The organism is Achromobacter sp. Marseille-Q4954, from assembly GCF_943737025.1.
In the GTDB taxonomy this organism is placed as follows: Bacteria; Pseudomonadota; Gammaproteobacteria; order Burkholderiales; family Burkholderiaceae_B; genus Achromobacter; species Achromobacter bronchisepticus_A.
The window spans coordinates 284579-300793 of the sequence record NZ_CALSFQ010000001.1; the positions used below are offsets into that span (position 1 = coordinate 284579).

At 65.8% G+C, this 16215-nt stretch carries 13 protein-coding genes; 5 read left to right on the plus strand and 8 right to left on the minus strand.

The window, feature by feature from the left end; all coding sequences use genetic code 11:
* Positions 1-75 precede the first annotated feature (75 nt).
* Together mnmA and gcvA are read right to left on the minus strand one after the other, a co-directional pair.
* Complete coding sequence (gene mnmA, locus NGK62_RS01300) at positions 76-1194, minus strand: tRNA 2-thiouridine(34) synthase MnmA (RefSeq protein WP_251877176.1); 1119 nt, start codon at positions 1192-1194, stop codon at positions 76-78.
* 7 nt (positions 1195-1201) lie between these two features.
* Positions 1202-2128 (minus strand): transcriptional regulator GcvA, encoded by a 927-nt coding sequence (gene gcvA / locus NGK62_RS01305; protein ID WP_059379149.1) that lies wholly within the window; start codon positions 2126-2128, stop codon positions 1202-1204.
* Positions 2129-2320: 192 nt separating this feature from the next.
* On the opposite strand from gcvA, the gene NGK62_RS01310 reads away from it, so the two are divergent.
* The 5 genes from NGK62_RS01310 (at position 2321) to NGK62_RS01330 (ending at position 7362) form a co-directional block, all read left to right on the plus strand.
* Entirely contained in the window at positions 2321-3310 is a 990-nt protein-coding gene (locus NGK62_RS01310) for a Bug family tripartite tricarboxylate transporter substrate binding protein (protein WP_059379151.1), read from the plus strand.
* 68 nt (positions 3311-3378) lie between these two features.
* Positions 3379-4254 carry an N-formylglutamate amidohydrolase gene (locus NGK62_RS01315; protein ID WP_118932202.1) on the plus strand — a complete coding sequence of 292 codons (876 nt, stop codon included), beginning with the start codon at positions 3379-3381 and terminating at the stop codon, positions 4252-4254.
* A gap of 231 nt (positions 4255-4485) precedes the next feature.
* Positions 4486-5604 carry a Re/Si-specific NAD(P)(+) transhydrogenase subunit alpha gene (locus NGK62_RS01320; RefSeq protein ID WP_059379156.1) on the plus strand — a complete coding sequence of 373 codons (1119 nt, stop codon included), beginning with the start codon at positions 4486-4488 and terminating at the stop codon, positions 5602-5604.
* A 4-nt stretch (positions 5605-5608) separates the two neighbouring features.
* The gene (locus tag NGK62_RS01325; protein WP_013392581.1) at positions 5609-5926 is read left to right on the plus strand and encodes an NAD(P) transhydrogenase subunit alpha part 2; all 318 of its coding nucleotides are present in this window, start codon (positions 5609-5611) and stop codon (positions 5924-5926) included.
* On the plus strand, positions 5923-7362 hold the full coding sequence (locus tag NGK62_RS01330) for an NAD(P)(+) transhydrogenase (Re/Si-specific) subunit beta (protein ID WP_059379158.1): 1440 nt from the start codon (positions 5923-5925) through the stop codon (positions 7360-7362). Before NGK62_RS01325 ends, NGK62_RS01330 begins: the two co-directional genes overlap by 4 nt.
* 36 nt (positions 7363-7398) lie before the next feature.
* On the opposite strand, the gene glcF is transcribed toward NGK62_RS01330, so the two are convergent.
* The 6 genes from glcF to tldD all read right to left on the minus strand — a co-directional run bounded on the left by glcF (position 7399) and on the right by tldD (position 15774).
* Positions 7399-8643 (minus strand): glycolate oxidase subunit GlcF, encoded by a 1245-nt coding sequence (gene glcF, locus NGK62_RS01335; RefSeq protein WP_059379160.1) that lies wholly within the window; start codon positions 8641-8643, stop codon positions 7399-7401.
* A gap of 6 nt (positions 8644-8649) precedes the next feature.
* On the minus strand, positions 8650-9756 hold the full coding sequence (gene glcE / locus NGK62_RS01340) for a glycolate oxidase subunit GlcE (protein ID WP_118932200.1): 1107 nt from the start codon (positions 9754-9756) through the stop codon (positions 8650-8652).
* 11 nt (positions 9757-9767) lie between these two features.
* Positions 9768-11267 carry an FAD-linked oxidase C-terminal domain-containing protein gene (locus NGK62_RS01345; RefSeq protein ID WP_059379164.1) on the minus strand — a complete coding sequence of 500 codons (1500 nt, stop codon included), beginning with the start codon at positions 11265-11267 and terminating at the stop codon, positions 9768-9770.
* Between the two features lie 204 nt (positions 11268-11471).
* Positions 11472-12881 (minus strand): FAD-binding oxidoreductase, encoded by a 1410-nt coding sequence (locus NGK62_RS01350; RefSeq protein ID WP_059379166.1) that lies wholly within the window; start codon positions 12879-12881, stop codon positions 11472-11474.
* A gap of 107 nt (positions 12882-12988) precedes the next feature.
* Positions 12989-14062 (minus strand): 3-deoxy-7-phosphoheptulonate synthase AroG, encoded by a 1074-nt coding sequence (aroG, locus tag NGK62_RS01355; protein WP_059379168.1) that lies wholly within the window; start codon positions 14060-14062, stop codon positions 12989-12991.
* 251 nt (positions 14063-14313) lie between these two features.
* Positions 14314-15774 (minus strand): metalloprotease TldD, encoded by a 1461-nt coding sequence (gene tldD, locus NGK62_RS01360; RefSeq protein ID WP_013392574.1) that lies wholly within the window; start codon positions 15772-15774, stop codon positions 14314-14316.
* Positions 15775-16215 lie beyond the last annotated feature (441 nt).

Consider the following 16215-nt stretch of genomic DNA (forward strand, 5'->3'; position numbering starts at 1 on the left):
CAGGGGCTTTGATTGAAATCCGCGCACGCCGCGCGGCGGATGCCGGCGCGGCGCATGCCGGCGCGGCGCCTACACCTACAGGATGATGCCGCCGCCCAGGCAAACCTCGCCATCGTAAAGCACGGCGGACTGTCCGGGCGTGACCGCCCACTGCGGTTCGGTAAAGCTCAGGCTGAAGGTGCCGCCGGCAGCGCCTTCCAGGCTGCACGCGGCATCGGCCTGACGGTAGCGCGTCTTGGCGCCATAGGCGCCCGGGGCCGGCGCGTGGCCGGCGACCCAGCTCGCGTCCTGCGCCCGCAGCTCGCCCGACAACAGCCAGGGGTGGTCATGCCCCTGCACCACGTAGAGCACATTGCGCTCCAGATCCTTGCGCGCCACGTACCAGGCTTCGGCCGTACCGTCCTCGCGCTGGCGCCCCTTCACCCCGCCCACGCCCAGGCCCTTGCGCTGGCCCAGCGTATAGAACGACAGCCCTTCGTGGCGGCCGACCTTCTGCCCTTCCGGCGTCATGATCGGGCCAGGTTCGGTCGGCAGATAGCGGTTCAGGAACTCTCGGAACGGCCGCTCTCCGATGAAGCAGATGCCAGTGGAATCCTTCTTGGCGGCGTTATGCAGGCCGATCTCGTGCGCAATGCGCCGCACCTCGGTCTTGTGGATCTCACCCAGCGGGAACATGGTGCGCGACAACTGCGCCTGGTTCAGCCGGTGCAGGAAGTAGCTCTGGTCCTTGGACGCGTCCAGCGCCTTGAGCAGTTGAAACTGCGTGCCGCCCCCCTCGGCCGGCACCTCGCGCACTCGGGCGTAGTGGCCGGTGGCGATGTGCTCGGCGCCCAGCGCCATGGCGTGGTCCAGAAAGGCCTTGAACTTGATCTCGGCATTGCACAGCACGTCCGGGTTCGGCGTGCGGCCCGCGGAGTACTCGCGCAGGAACTCCGCGAACACGCGGTCCTTGTATTCGGCGGCGAAATTGACGAACTCGAACTCGACCCCGATCAGATCCGCGACGCTGGCGGCGTCCAGCAGGTCTTGGCGGGTGGAGCAGTATTCGGAATCGTCGTCGTCTTCCCAGTTCTTCATGAACAGGCCGACGACCTCGTAGCCTTGCTGCTTGAGCAGCCAGGCGGTGACCGAAGAATCGACCCCGCCGGACATGCCGACGACAACGCGGCCTTTCTTGGTAAGTTTTTGACTCATGATGGGACTATTTTAGATCGGTCCGCGCATCTTCCCGCGGCTGCGGCTCGGCGGCCCGCGACACTTCCATCAGCCAGGTGCGGAAAGCCTGCAGGGTCGGAAGATTGGCCTTCTGCTCCGGGTAGCACAGGTAGTACCCCATGCGCGCCCGGATCGGCAGCTGGATGGCGACGGCCAGCTTGCCGTCGCGCAGCTCGTCTTCGATCAGGCAGCGCGGAATCAGCGCCACGCCGAAGCCAGCCGCGGCGGCCTGCGACAGCAGCGCATACTGGTCAAAGCGCGCGCCTTCCAGGCTGCGCCGGGTATCGCAGCCGGCCTGCTCGAACCAGTCGCGCCAGCCTTCCAGCGCCGAGGTGTGGTGCAGCAGCGGATAGGCCAGCAGGTCCGCGGGCGCCGCACAGCCGCCCGGGATCAGGCGCGGGCTGCAGACCGGCAGAATTTCGCGGCCGACGATGTAGTCCGCCCCGCTGCCCGGCCAGATGCCTTCGCCGAAGCGCACGGCGGCGTCCAGTTCAGGGGTGGAGAAGTCATAGCCCTGGCGGTGAGGCAGGAATTCGACGTGGATGTCCGGCCGCAGGCGCATGAAGGCGGTCAGGCGCGGGATCAGCCAGCGCGCGCCGAAGGTCGGCATACAGGTCAGGTTGAGCGTGCCGCCCTGCCCCTGGTGCGCGATCAGTTCCACGGTGGCGGCTTCGATCTGCCCCAGCCCGGCCTGGATCTTGGTCAGGTAGCTGCGTCCGGCCTCGGTCAGGACCAGGCCTTGCCTGATCCGCAGGAATAGTTCGATGCCGACGAACTCCTCCAGATGTTTCACCTGCTTACTGACCGCACCCTGCGTGACACACAATTCCTGGGCCGCGCGCGTGAAGCTGCTATGTCTCGCGGCGACTTCGAACGCCTGGAGATCCGTGAGTGAGGGACAGAATCGCCGCATGGATGAGGTACGCAAATTGTTTCAGGCCACGCAGCAAAAACAGCCCGGCTCCGGGCCGCCGCGAAAAGAGGCATGAAAAAAAGTCATAGCTTACGGAGAAACTTTCGTTTGCGCAAACCGGACCGCCAGGAAAGAATCGTTGCGTTTGCGTCTGCCTTTGCGCATCCGCTTTCCAATTCATTAGGGGAATCCATGCAACGCCGTAAAGTAGTACTGGGCCTGTGCGTCGCCGCCGCGACCCTCGCAGCGCCGCTGACCTCGGGTATCGCGCACGCTGAAGACGCGTATCCGACCAAGCCCATCCGCCTGATCGTTCCCTTCCCGCCCGGTGGCACCACCGACATCGTCGGCCGCTTGTTCGCCGACAAGCTCGGCAAGGAACTGGGCCAGACCGTCGTGGTGGAAAACCGCGGCGGCGCCGGCGGTTCGATCGGCAGCGCCTTCGTCGCCAGCAGCGCGCCGGACGGCTACACCCTGGGCATCGCCACCGTGAGCACCCACGGCATCAACCCGGCCATCTACCCGAACCTGCCGTTCGATGGCGAGAAGGACTTCACGCCCGTCTCGAACCTGGCGGCCGTGCCCAACATCATGACCATCAACCCGAAGGTCCAGGCCAAGAACATCGCCGACTTCATCAAGCTGGCCAAGAGCGAGCCGGGCAAGCTGACCTACGCGTCGGCCGGCAACGGTTCGGTTTCGCACATGATGGGCGAGCTGTTCAAGATGGCTTCGGGTACCAACCTGATGCACGTGCCGTACCGCGGCGTGGGCCCGGCGCTGAACGACGCGCTGGCCGGCCAGGTCGACGTCATGTATGACAACCTGCCCTCCTCGCTGCCGCACGTGCAGTCCGGCCGCCTGATCGCCATGGCCGTGGCCTCGCCCAAGCGCGTGGCCGCCCTGCCCGACGTGCCCACGTTCGCCGAAGCCGGCCTGCCGGCCGTGAACGACGCGTCCTGGTTCGGCCTGGTGGCTCCCGCCAAGCTGCCCCAGCCCGTGCTGGACAAGCTGAACGCCGCCGTGCAGAAGGTCAGCGCCGAAGCCGACGTCAAGAGCCGCCTGGAAGCCCTGGGCGCGGCGCCGGCCGCCAACACTCCGGCCGAATTCGCGGCGCAGATCTCGGCTGAAATCGCCAAGAACAAGCGCATCGCCAAAGAAGCCAACGTGAAGATCGACTAAGCGGTCTTCGGTCCTCGCGCGCCGCCCGGTGCGCGAGGACCTCCGATTAACGAACGCAACACCCCCTTATGCGAATTACCCAACCCCTGTCTTACCGGCTCGACCTCCCGCAGCAATATCCTGATTCGGACTCCTCGGCTCCCCTCGTGCTGGACTCCCCGCACAGCGGCACCGCCTACCCCCCCGATTTCGCGGCTGCGGTGGACTTTGGCGCATTGCGCACCGCCGAGGACACCTGGGTTGACGACCTGTGGGGCGACGCCATCGAAATGGGCGTACCGATGATTGCCGCCGCGTTCCCGCGCGCCTACATCGACGCCAACCGCTCGCCCGACGAAATCGACGAATTGCTGCTGGACGCCGCCTGGCCCGACGCCATCAACGCCTCGCCCAAGGTCAAGCTGGGCAAGGGCCTGATCTGGCGCATGCTGGACGACGGCACGCCGCTCTACAACCGCAAGCTGACGGTCGCGGAAGTGCGCCACCGCATCGACGCCTGCTGGAAGCCCTACCACGCCGCGCTGGGCCAGGTGCTGGACGCCGCCCACAAGAAGTTCGGCAAGGTCTGGCACATCAACTGCCACTCCATGCCCAGCATCGCCGGCGCCTACGCCACCGACCGCCCGGGCCTGGTGCACCCCGACTTCGTGCTGGGCGACCGCGACGGCAGCACCAGCGACCCGGCCTTCCGCGAATTCATCGCCGCCTGGCTGCGCGAACGCGGCTACAACGTCACCGTCAACGATCCCTACAAGGGCGTGGAACTGGTGCGCGCCTTCGGCCGCCCCGAAGAAGGCCGCCACAGCCTGCAGATCGAGATCAACCGCAAGCTCTACATGGACGAAGTCTCGCTGCGTCCTTCCGAAAACTACGGCCGCCTGAAGGCCGATCTGCGCGAACTCACCGCCGCGCTGATCACCTGGACTCGCGCGCAAACGGCTTGACGCCGGACGTTTGCGCGCAGGTGCCGGCCGGCATCAACGTCAGACCGGCCGGAGCAATTGGGTTGCAAGACCCCAGCCCCATGGTTCGCCATGGGGTTTTTTTTGGCTTGCCGCCGGGCATTGACGGTCCTGCGCCCCCCCGTACTCTTCCCCCTCGCTTCCCAGGGGCGAGACACCTTTCCTTGCACTTTCCCGTGTATAACTGATGCCAACTAATGAGGAGAGGCGTAGATGCACATCGGGATACCAAAAGAAACCCGAGACGGGGAAACTCGTGTCGCAGCAACACCGGAGACCGTCAAGAAGTACGTAGGCGGGAAACACACCGTCATCGTGGAGCGCGGGGCAGGCACTGCCGCCCGCTATCTCGACGAAGCCTATGAGGCAGCGGGCGCCACGCTCGGCACCGCCCAGGATGCGCTGGGGGCAGAACTCGTCATGAAGGTGCGCGCGCCTTCTGCCGCGGAACTGCCCCAGATGAAATCCGGGGCCGTCGTGGTCGGTATGCTGGATCCCTTCGACGCCGAAGGCATCCAGCAGATCGCCGCCGCCGGACTCACCGGATTCGCGCTGGAAGCCGCGCCCCGCATCACGCGGGCCCAGAGCCTGGACGTGCTGTCCTCCCAGGCCAACCTGGCCGGCTACAAGGCCGTGCTGCTGGCGGCGCACCACTACGGCCGCCTCATACCCATGATGATGACTGCCGCGGGCACGCTGAAGGCCGCCCGCGCCGTCGTGCTGGGCACTGGCGTGGCCGGGCTGCAGGCCATCGCCACCGCCAAGCGGCTGGGCGCGGTGGTCGAAGCCTCGGACGTGCGCCCCGCCGCGCGCGAACAGGTGGAATCGCTGGGCGCCAAGTTCATCGACGTGCCTTTCGAGACGGACGAAGAACGCGAGATCGCGCAAGGCACGGGCGGCTACGCCCGGCCTATGCCGCCCGCCTGGATGGCGCGGCAGGCCGCGCTCGTGTCCGAGCGCTGCAAGCAGGCCGACATCGTCATCACCACGGCGCTGATTCCCGGCCGCCCCGCCCCCACGCTAGTGTCCGCGGAAACCGTCGCGGCCATGAAGCCAGGTTCGGTGCTGGTGGACCTGGCAGTCGAACGCGGCGGCAATTGCCCGCTGTCCGAGAAAGGCCTGGTGGTGGAAAAGCACGGCGTGACGATCATCGGGCTGACCAACCTGCCCGGCCTGGTCGCGACCGACGCTTCGGCGCTGTATGCGCGCAACATCCAGGATTTCCTGAAGCTCATCATCAATGCGGACGGCGCGCTGGCGATCCAGCGCGACGATGAAATCGTCGCGGCCTGCCTGGTGTGCGAAGGCGGCAACGTGGCGCGGAGGAACTAACAGCATGGAAGCGATCAACCCCACCCTGATGAATCTCATCATCTTCGTGCTGGCCATCTATGTCGGCTACCACGTCGTGTGGAACGTCACCCCCGCCCTGCACACGCCCTTGATGGCCGTCACCAACGCCATTTCCGCCATCATCATCGTGGGCGCCATGCTGGCGGCCGCGCTGACCGAAGGCGGGCTGGCGCGCGGCATGGGCGTGTTCGCCGTGGCGCTGGCCGCGGTCAACGTGTTCGGCGGTTTTCTCGTGACCCGGCGCATGCTGGAAATGTTCAAGAAGAAGGACCGCAAGGCAGGCAAGGAGGAAGCGAAATGATCTCGCTGAACCTCGTCACCCTGCTGTACCTGATCGCCTCGGTCTGCTTCATCCAGGCGCTCAAGGGCCTGTCGCATCCGACCACGTCGCGGCTGGGCAATGCGTTCGGCATGGCCGGCATGGCGATCGCCGTGCTGACCACGGCCGCGCTCATCGTCGGGCTGGCGCGCGACGGCGCCGCCACCATCGGCCTGGGCTGGGTCGTGTTGGGCCTCTTGGTGGGCGGCTCCATCGGCACGCTGATGGCCAAGCGCGTCGAGATGACCAAGATGCCCGAGCTGGTCGCCTTCATGCACAGCATGATCGGCCTGGCGGCGGTCGCGATTGCGGTGGCCGTGGTGGCCGAACCGCATGCCTTCGGCATCGTGCCCGTCGGCGTGCCGATTCCCACCGGCAACCGCTTCGAGCTGTTCATCGGCACCTTCGTCGGCGCCATCACGTTCTCGGGTTCGGTCATCGCCTTCGGCAAACTGTCGGGCAAGTACAAGTTCCGCCTGTTCCAGGGCGCGCCGGTGGTGTTCTCGGGCCAGCACATGCTGAACCTGGCGCTGGCGCTGCTGATGCTGGCATGCGGCATCTGGTTCATGCTCACACAGGAATGGACGCCGTTCGTCATCATGACGCTCATCGCCTTCGTGCTGGGCGTCCTGATCATCATCCCGATCGGCGGCGCCGACATGCCGGTGGTGGTGTCCATGCTGAACAGCTACTCGGGCTGGGCGGCAGCCGGCATCGGCTTCTCGCTGAACAACCCCATGCTGATCATCGCCGGTTCGCTGGTGGGTTCTTCGGGCGCGATCCTGTCCTACATCATGTGCAAGGCGATGAACCGCTCGTTCTTCAACGTCATCCTGGGCGGCTTCGGCGGCCAGGCCGGCGCGGGTGCCGCGGCGGGCGATGCGCAGCAGCGCAGCGTCAAGTCGGGCAGCCCCGACGACGCCGCCTTCCTGATGACCAACGCGGAAAGCGTGACCATCGTTCCCGGCTACGGCCTGGCGGTGGCGCGCGCGCAGCACGCGCTGAAGGAACTGGCGGAAAAGCTCACCGAGCGCGGCGTGACCGTCAAGTACGCCATCCACCCGGTGGCGGGACGCATGCCCGGCCACATGAACGTGCTGCTGGCCGAGGCCGAAGTGCCTTACGACCAGGTCTTCGAAATGGAAGACATCAACAGCGAGTTCGGCCAGACCGACGTGGTGCTGGTGCTGGGCGCGAACGACGTGGTGAATCCGGCCGCCAAGAACGACCCGAAGTCGCCCATTGCCGGCATGCCCATCCTGGAAGCCTACAAGGCCCGCACCGTGATCGTGAACAAGCGGTCCATGGCTTCGGGCTACGCGGGCCTGGACAACGAGCTCTTCTACATGGACCGCACGATGATGGTTTTCGGCGACGCCAAGAAGGTGCTTGAAGACATGGTCAAGGCCGTGGAGTAAAACGCCCGGCGCCGGATGCCGCCTGGCGTCCGGCGCCTACGCGCCGCGCTGGCCCGCAGGCTGGCGCAACTGTTCGTCAACCACTTCGATCCAATGCCGCACCGGCGTGTCGGTGCCGCTTTGCAGGTGGCCGATGCAGCCGATGTTGGCGGACAGGATCACGTCCGGTCCGCCCGCGGCGATCGCGCCCAGCTTGCGGTCGCGCAGTTCCAGCGCGATCTCCGGATTCAACACCGAATAGGCGCCCGCCGAACCGCAGCACAAGTGCTTGTCGGCGAATGGCTGCAATGCAAAACCCAGATCCGCCAGCAATTGTTCCGACAGCGGCCGCAGGCCTTGCCAATGCTGCAGCGTGCATGGCGGATGGAAGGCCGCGCGCGTGCCCGCCGGCAGCCGCGAACGCAGTTGCGCCGCATGCGGCGCGACGATCTCGGCCACGTCCTTCACCAGCGCCACGATGTCCGCAGCCTTTTGCGCGTAGGCCGGATCGTGCCGCAGGTGATGCGCATACTCCTTGACCATGGCGCCGCAGCCGGACGCGTTCATCACAATGGCCTCGACCTTGCCATCCTGCAGCAGCGGCCACCAGGCATCAACGTTGGCGCGCATCTGCGCCAGCGCATCGTCCTGCGCGTCCAGGTGGAAACTGGCCGCGCCGCAGCAGCCGGCGCCGGGGGCGATGCGCGCGCCTATGCCCACCGCGTCCAGCACGCGGATGGTGGCCGCATCGATGGTCGGCATCATGGCGGGCTGCACGCAGCCCGCCAGCATCAGCACCTGGCGCGCATGGCCCGCCACCTGCGGCAGCGGCCCCGCCGCGCGGCGCTCCGGCACCTTGCGCTTGAGCGCCTCCGGCAGCATGCCGCGCACCGCCTGCCCCAGCCGCATCGCGGGCGCGAACAGCGGCGACAGCATGGTCTTGCGCAACAAGGTGCGTTTGGTCTTGTCGGCCCAGCTGCGCGGCACGCGCTCTTCGACGATCTTGCGGCCGATATCCACCAGATGGCCGTACTGGACGCCGGACGGGCAAGTGGTCTCGCAATTGCGGCAAGTCAGGCAGCGGTCCAGGTGCTGCTGCGTGGACTGCGTGGGCTCGGCGCCCTCCAGCACCTGCTTGATCAGATAGATGCGTCCGCGCGGGCTGTCCAGCTCGTCGCCCAGCACCTGATACGTCGGACAGGTCGCGGTACAGAAGCCGCAGTGCACGCAACGCCGCAGGATGGCGTCGGCCTCCTTGCCCAGATCGGTATCGCGTGCCCAGGATGCCAGATTGGTTTGCATGATGCCCTATAGATCCAGGACCAGGCGGCCGGGGTTGAACAGGCCGGCCGGATCGAGCTCTTGTTTGAGGCGGCGCGTGATCGAAGCGATCCCGGGCGCCAGCGGATGGAATACGCCGTCGGCAGGCGGCTTGCCCTGCCCGGCGCGGAACAGCGTGGCGTGGCCGCCCAGCCGCTCGGCGGTCTCGCGCAGCGTGGCGGCGTCTTGCTCACCCGACAGCCAGCGCTGGCCTCCCCCCCATTCCAATAAGGTCGGCCCCAGTCCCAACGCGGCGGCGGTGGGCGGCAACGCCAGGCGCCACAAGGGCCGGCCCGGCGTGAAGAAGGAATGCGTCTGCTCGCGCAGCGACCGCCACCAGGCCTGCGCAGCCTCGGGCGCCATTGGCGCGCCGCCTATTAGCTGGCGGGCGCTGGCGATCGCGGGCGGCGCGCCCGACAGGCGCACGGCCATCTGGCCTTCGGCGCCCTCATCGCCGCCGCTCCAGCTGGTGGCCGAGATCGGCAGGGGCTTGCCGCGCCACAGGGCGAAGCTGGCCAAGGCCTGAGCCTGCGTCGCCGGCAGCGCCAGGGTGATCTCTTCCATCGGCCGCGGCACGACCTTCAAGGACACTTCGAGTATGGCGCCGAAGATGCCGTGCGAACCAGCCAACAGGCGCGATACGTCATAGCCCGCCACGTTCTTCATGACCTCGCCGCCGAACGAGAGGATGCGGCCTTCCGAATCCAGCAGTTGCGCGCCCAGGACAAAATCCTTGAGCGCGCCGGCACTCATGCGGCGCGGGCCTGACAGCCCCGTCGCGACGCATCCTCCGACCGTGGCGGACGCCGAGAAATGCGGCGGCTCGAAGGCCAGCATCTGCCCGTTCTCGGCCAGCGCGGCTTCGAGTTCGGCCAGCGGCGTACCCGCGCGCACCGTCACCACCAGCTCCGACGGGTGGTAGCTGACGATGCCGCGATAGGGTGTCATGTCCAGCAGGCAGTGGCCGTCCTGCGGCGTCACCGGGCGGTAATTGCCATAGAACGCCTTGCTGCCCCCGCCCATCACGAACAGGGGTTTGTGGCCGGCACGGGCCGTCATGACCTGGTCGCACAATTCCGACAGGACGAAATCCATAAGGACAGGTCCTAGAAACGGGCGAGATCGGGGAAGCGCAACTCTCCCGCGTGGACGTGCATCTTGCCGTATTCGGCGCAGCGGGCCAGCGTAGGGATGACTTTTTCAGGATTGAGCAGGCAGGGCGGATCGAAGGCCCGCTTGACCGCCAGGAACGCGTCGAGTTCTTCGCGAGAGAATTGCACGCACATTTGATTTATTTTCTCCATACCCACACCGTGCTCTCCAGTCACGGTCCCTCCTACCTGCACGCACAGCTCGAGTATGGCGGCACCGAATTTCTCGGCGCGCTCCACCTCGTCCGGCTTGTTTGAATCGAACAGGATCAACGGATGCAGGTTGCCGTCGCCTGCGTGAAAGACGTTGGCGCAGCGCAGGCTGAATTCGTCTTCCATCTGCTCGATGGCGCCCAGCACGCGCGCCAGATGGCGGCGCGGTATCGTGCCGTCCATGCAATAGTAATCGGGCGATACGCGCCCCGCGGCCGGGAAGGCATTCTTGCGGCCGGCCCAGAACTTCAGGCGCTCGGCCTCTGACGACGAGACCTGGCAGCGCGTGGCTCCGGCCTCGCGGAACACGGCCTCCATGCGCGCAATCTCGTGCTCGACCTCTTCGGGCGTGCCGTCCGATTCGCACAGCAGGATGGCTTGCGCGTCCATGTCGTAGCCGGCGCGCACAAAGGGTTCGACCATGTGCGTCGCACGACGGTCCATCATCTCCAGACCCGCGGGTATCATGCCGGCCGCGATCACCTGCGTGACCGCATTGCCCGCCGCTTCCACGCTGGAAAAGCTGGCCATGACGACCTGCGCGCAGGCCGGCTTGGGAATGAGCTTGACCGTCACCTCCGTGACCACGCCCAGCATGCCTTCCGAACCGATGAAGACGGACAGCAGATCCAGGCCCGGCGCATCGGGCGCTTCGGAGCCCAGTTCAACCACATCGCCATCGATCGTCACGACCCGCACGCGCAGCACGTTGTGCACGGTCAGCCCATACTTCAGGCAATGCACGCCGCCGGAGTTCTCCGCCACGTTGCCGCCGATGGAACAGGCGATCTGGCTGGAAGGATCAGGCGCGTAATACAGCCCGTAGGGCGCGGCCGCCTCCGAGATCGCCAGGTTGCGCACGCCGGGCTGCACGATGGCCGTGGCGCTGGCCAGGTCGATGTGCTTGATGCGATTGAATTTGGACAAGCCGAGCAACACGCCGCGGCTGTGCGGCATGGCACCGCCGGACAAGCCGGTGCCGGCGCCGCGCGCGACGATCGGCGCATTCAGGCGTTTGCAGACGCGCATGACAGCCTGTACCTGCTCTTCCGTTTCGGGCAGGGCGACGACCGCAGGCAGCGCGCGATATAGGGATAGGCCATCGCACTCGTAGGGACGCGTATCTTCTTCGCGGAACAACACGCAGTGCGCGGGCAACACGGCCGACAACGCCTCGATGAGCTGCTGCAAAGAATAAGGCGCCTGCACTTGTGCCAGGCCGGTTTCGACCAATGAATTCATGAGCGCAACAATAGCGCGAGCGCCCGCCACTAGCAGACCGGGATTTACCCGCATCCGTGCACCTATGGCATGCCAGATAAGTAACCAGCCGTAATCGCTCGCCGCGCAGCGTGGCCGCCCCGCTCGTTCACGCCTGAGGATGGCAAGAAAAAAGCCGACGGCGCGCCGTCGGCTTCGGAAGTCGGCTGCGCTGCCGAAGCAGGCTTACCAGGACACGATCTTGCCAGGATTGAGGATGTTGTTCGGATCAAACGCGTGCTTCAGGCTGCGCATCAGATCCAGGGCGTCCTCGCCATGCTCTTCAGCCATGAACTGCATCTTGTGCAGGCCCACGCCGTGCTCGCCCGTGCAGGTGCCGTCGGCGGCGATCGCGCGGCGCACCAGATTGTGGTTGATGGTTTCGGATTCTTCCCATTCCTTGGCGCTGTCCGGATCGAGCAGCATCAGCACATGGAAGTTGCCGTCGCCCACGTGGCCCACGATCGTGTAGGGGAAGCTGGCGCGGTCCAGTTCCTCGACCGTCTCGCTCACGCAATCGGCCAGGCGCGAGATCGGCACGCAGACGTCGGTGGTGCTGGCGCGGCAGCCGGGGCGCAGTTGCAGGCCCGCGAAATAGGCATTGTGGCGGGCGGTCCACAGGCGGCTGCGGTCTTCGGGACGTTCGGCCCATTCGAAATCCATGCCGCCGTGATCGGCCGTGATCGCCTGTACGATCTCGGCCTGCTCCTGCACGCCGGCCGGGCTGCCGTGGAACTCGAACACCAGCAGCGGCGTTTCGCGCAGCGTCAGCTTGCTGTGCAGGTTCACCGCGCGCACGCTGGCGGCGTCCATGAATTCAACGCGGGCGATCTGCACGCCCATCTGGATGATTTCGATCACGCTCTGCACCGCCGAATCCAGCGTCGGGAAGTTGCAGACCGCGGCCGACACGGCTTCAGGCTGGGGATACAGGCGCACCGTCACTTCGGTGATGATGCCCAGGGTGCCTTCGCTGCCGACGAAGATGCGCGTCAGGTCGTAGCCGGCCGAGGACTTGCGGGCGCGGCCCGCGGTGCGGACGATGCGTCCATCCGCAGTCACCACGGTCAGCGACATGACGTTCTCGCGCATGGTGCCGTAGCGCACGGCATTGGTGCCGGAAGCGCGCGTGGCCGCCATGCCCCCCAGGCTGGCGTCGGCGCCCGGATCTATCGGAAAGAACAGGCCGGTATCGCGGATTTCGTCGTTGAGCTGCTTGCGCAGCACGCCAGCCTGCACGGTGGCGGTCAGGTCCTCGGCGTTGATCGCAAGAATCTTGTTCATCTGCGACAGGTCGAGACTGATGCCGCCCTGGATCGCGAGGATGTGGCCTTCGAGCGAAGAACCCGCGCCATAAGGGATCAAAGGAACGCGATGCTCGTTGCACAGCTTGGCGATCTCGGCCACTTCCTCGGTCGTGTGCGCGAAGACCACCGCGTCCGGCGGCATGGCCGGATAGGGAGATTCATCGCGGCCATGATGGTCGCGCATCGCGGCAGATTCGGACAGGCGGTCGCCAAAGCGCGCGCGCAAAGCATCCAGACAAGCGGCCGGCACCGGACGGCGCAGCGTTTCGGCATGCATGGGGGCATTCATGATCAGCGTGATCCTGGGTTAGATTGGTTGATCCGATTATTCTACGCCGCCGCGCGCGCCGCGCCGCAAACCGCCAGGCGCTAGTGGCCCTCAGTTTTACCAGGGACTTACTTGCCGGTCGTAAGGGCGACCCGGCGGCGTTCGCGCACCGCATGAGCCAAACGCTCGAGCACGGCGACCGAGGCGTCCCAGTCGATGCAGCCGTCGGTGATGCTCTGGCCGTAGACCAGCGGCGTGCCAGGCACCATGTCCTGGCGGCCGCCCAGCAGGTGGCTTTCAACCATGACGCCCACCAGGCGGCTGTCGCCCGCTTCCATCTGGCGCGCCACGTCTTCGATGACCAAGGGCTGGTTCTCGGGCTTCTTGCTGCTGTTGGCGTGGCTGGCGTCGATCATGATGCGCTGCGCCAGACCGGCCTTGGACATGTCCTGGCAGGCCGCTTCGATGCTGGCCGCGTCGTAGTTCGGCGTCTTGCCGCCGCGCAGGATGACGTGACAGTCCTCGTTGCCGGCCGTCGACACAATTGCGGAATGCCCGCCCTTGGTCACCGACAGGAAATGGTGCGGCTGGGAGGCCGCCTTGATCGCATCGACCGCGATCTTCACATTGCCGTCGGTGCCGTTCTTGAACCCCACCGGACACGACAGTCCCGATGCCAGCTCGCGATGCACCTGGCTTTCCGTCGTCCGAGCCCCGATCGCCCCCCAGGAGACCAGATCCGCGATGTACTGCGGCGTAATCATGTCCAGGAACTCGCAACCCGCCGGCAGTCCCATGCTGTTGATGTCCAGCAGCAGCTCGCGGGCGACGCGCACGCCCTTGTTGATGTCGAAGCTGCCGTCCAGATCCGGATCGTTGATCAAACCCTTCCAGCCCACGGTGGTGCGCGGCTTCTCGAAGTACACGCGCATCACGATTTCCAGGTCGGCGCTCAGCCGGTCGCGCACAGGCTTCAGACGCTTCGCATATTCGATGGCCGCGCGGGTGTCGTGGATGGAGCAAGGACCGATCACGACGATCATCCGGTCATCCATGCCGTGCAGGATGCGGTGCATCCCCTGGCGGGCGGCGAACACGGTGTCGGACGCCTCCTTGGTGCAGGCGAACTCGCGCATGACGTGCGCGGGCGGGTTCAGCTCTTTGATTTCTCGAATGCGAAGGTCGTCGGTATTGTGTGACACGGTACTGCTCCTGGGTTGCCCGCCGCGGGGATGTTCCCGAGATGGTTTCCTCAACTGGCGGCGCAAAAAAAGCCGCCAGTTCGCTGGCGGCTTTTTTGGGGGGATTCTTTCCAAACTTCAGATTGAGCGCGTCCCTTCCTCCGCCAGCGGCTTCAGAAAACCATAAAAATAAAAATAAAAGGCGGGGGACGCGAATTTCATGGGGATTGACTCTAGCACAATTTTTTCGAGCCGTCATCCGTGTTTTTGAGTCAGGCGGTGCCGCCGACGGTCAGGCCTTCCATGCGGACCGTGGGCATGCCCACGCCCACGGGCACGCTCTGGCCATCCTTGCCGCACGTACCCACGCCGGAATCCAGCTGCAGGTCGTTGCCTATCATGGTGACGCGGTTCATGGCGTCCGGACCGTTGCCGATCAGGGTGGCGCCCTTGACCGGATAGGTCACCTTGCCGTTTTCGATCATGTAGGCTTCGGACGCCGAAAACACGAACTTGCCGTTGGTGATGTCGACCTGACCACCGCCGAAATTGACCGCGTACAGCCCGCGCTTGACGGACGACACGATTTCCTCGGCCGGCTTGTCGCCCGCCAGCATGTAGGTGTTGGTCATGCGCGGCATCGGCAGGTGCGCGAACGACTCGCGGCGGCCGTTGCCGGTGGCGGCGGTCTTCATGAGGCGCGCGTTCAGCGTGTCCTGCATATAGCCGCGCAGGATGCCGTCCTCGATCAGCACGTTGCGCTGGGTGGCATTGCCTTCGTCGTCGATGTTGAGCGAGCCGCGGCGATCGGGGATGGTGCCGTCGTCGACCACCGTCACGCCCTTGGAGGCGACGCGCTCGCCGATGCGGCCCGAGAACACGCTGGACCCCTTGCGGTTGAAGTCGCCTTCCAGCCCGTGGCCGACAGCCTCGTGCAACAGGATGCCGGGCCAACCCGAACCCAGCACGACAGTCATTTCACCGGCCGGCGCGGGGCGCGCTTCCAGGTTCACCATGGCCTCGTGCACCGCGCGCTCGACGTAGCCCTGCAGCATTTCGTCCGTGAAATAGGCCAGGCCCAGGCGGCCGCCGCCGCCCGCGTGACCCATTTCGCGGCGGCCATTGCGCTCGGCGATGACGGTCAGCGACAAGCGCACCAGCGGGCGCACGTCGGCGGCCAGGCGGCCGTCGCTGCCGGCCACCAACACCACGTCATATTCGGCGCCCAGGCCCGCCATGACCTGAATCACGTGCGGATCGCGGGCGCGCGCCATGCGCTCCACGCGTTCCAGCAGCGCGACCTTCTCGGGAGCGCTCAAGGTGGCAACCGGATCGATATCGGCATACAAGCTGCGGCCGATCTCGGCTTCGACCTGCGCCGCCACCTTTACCTTGCCGGCGCCGCGGCGCGCGATGCCGCGCACCGCGTGCGCAGACGACAACAGCGCTTCGGGCGACAGCGAATCCGAATAGGCAAAGGCGGTTTTCTCGCCGCTCACGGCACGTACCCCGACGCCCTGGCTGATCGAGAAACTGCCGGTCTTGACGATGCCCTCTTCCAGGCTCCAGCCCTCGCTGCGCGTGTACTGGAAATACAGGTCGGCGTAGTCGACCTTGTGAGTGAAGATCTCACCCAGCGCGCGCGCCATGTCCGCCTCGGTCAGGCCCCAGGGGTCTAGCAGCAGGGATTTGGCGGTGGCGAGGGAAGCAATGGCGGGATCGATGATTTTCATGGGGCTCTGTACAGGAGGCGGCGGCGCGCTGGCGCGCGCTCGCGGTGATACTCGAGATCATATCGTAACGCTGGCGCGGCCTGGCCGTCGGGCCGCGCGCCCCGCCGGGAAACACGCTGGGGCGAAAAATACCACGGGCATTATTTACGCGTGCGGGCGGGGTCGGAATATTACATACCGGGCTGCACCGACAAGCTCAAACAATGTTCGATGCGCCCCTTTTTTCGGGTGCTCATAGGACTTTTTCGACCAGCAGGCATACAGGCAAAGGTATTCCCGAGGCGCGCACCAAACTCGTCATACAACTTGACATGAAAATGAAATACGCCAATGAGACCGCTCGGCGCATAGCACAGAATCCTGTCGGACCATGCCTGGCGAATATCAGACCGCAAGACTATTCATTTGTTCCCGCCGTTGCGTCATCAGACTTCCGCAAAC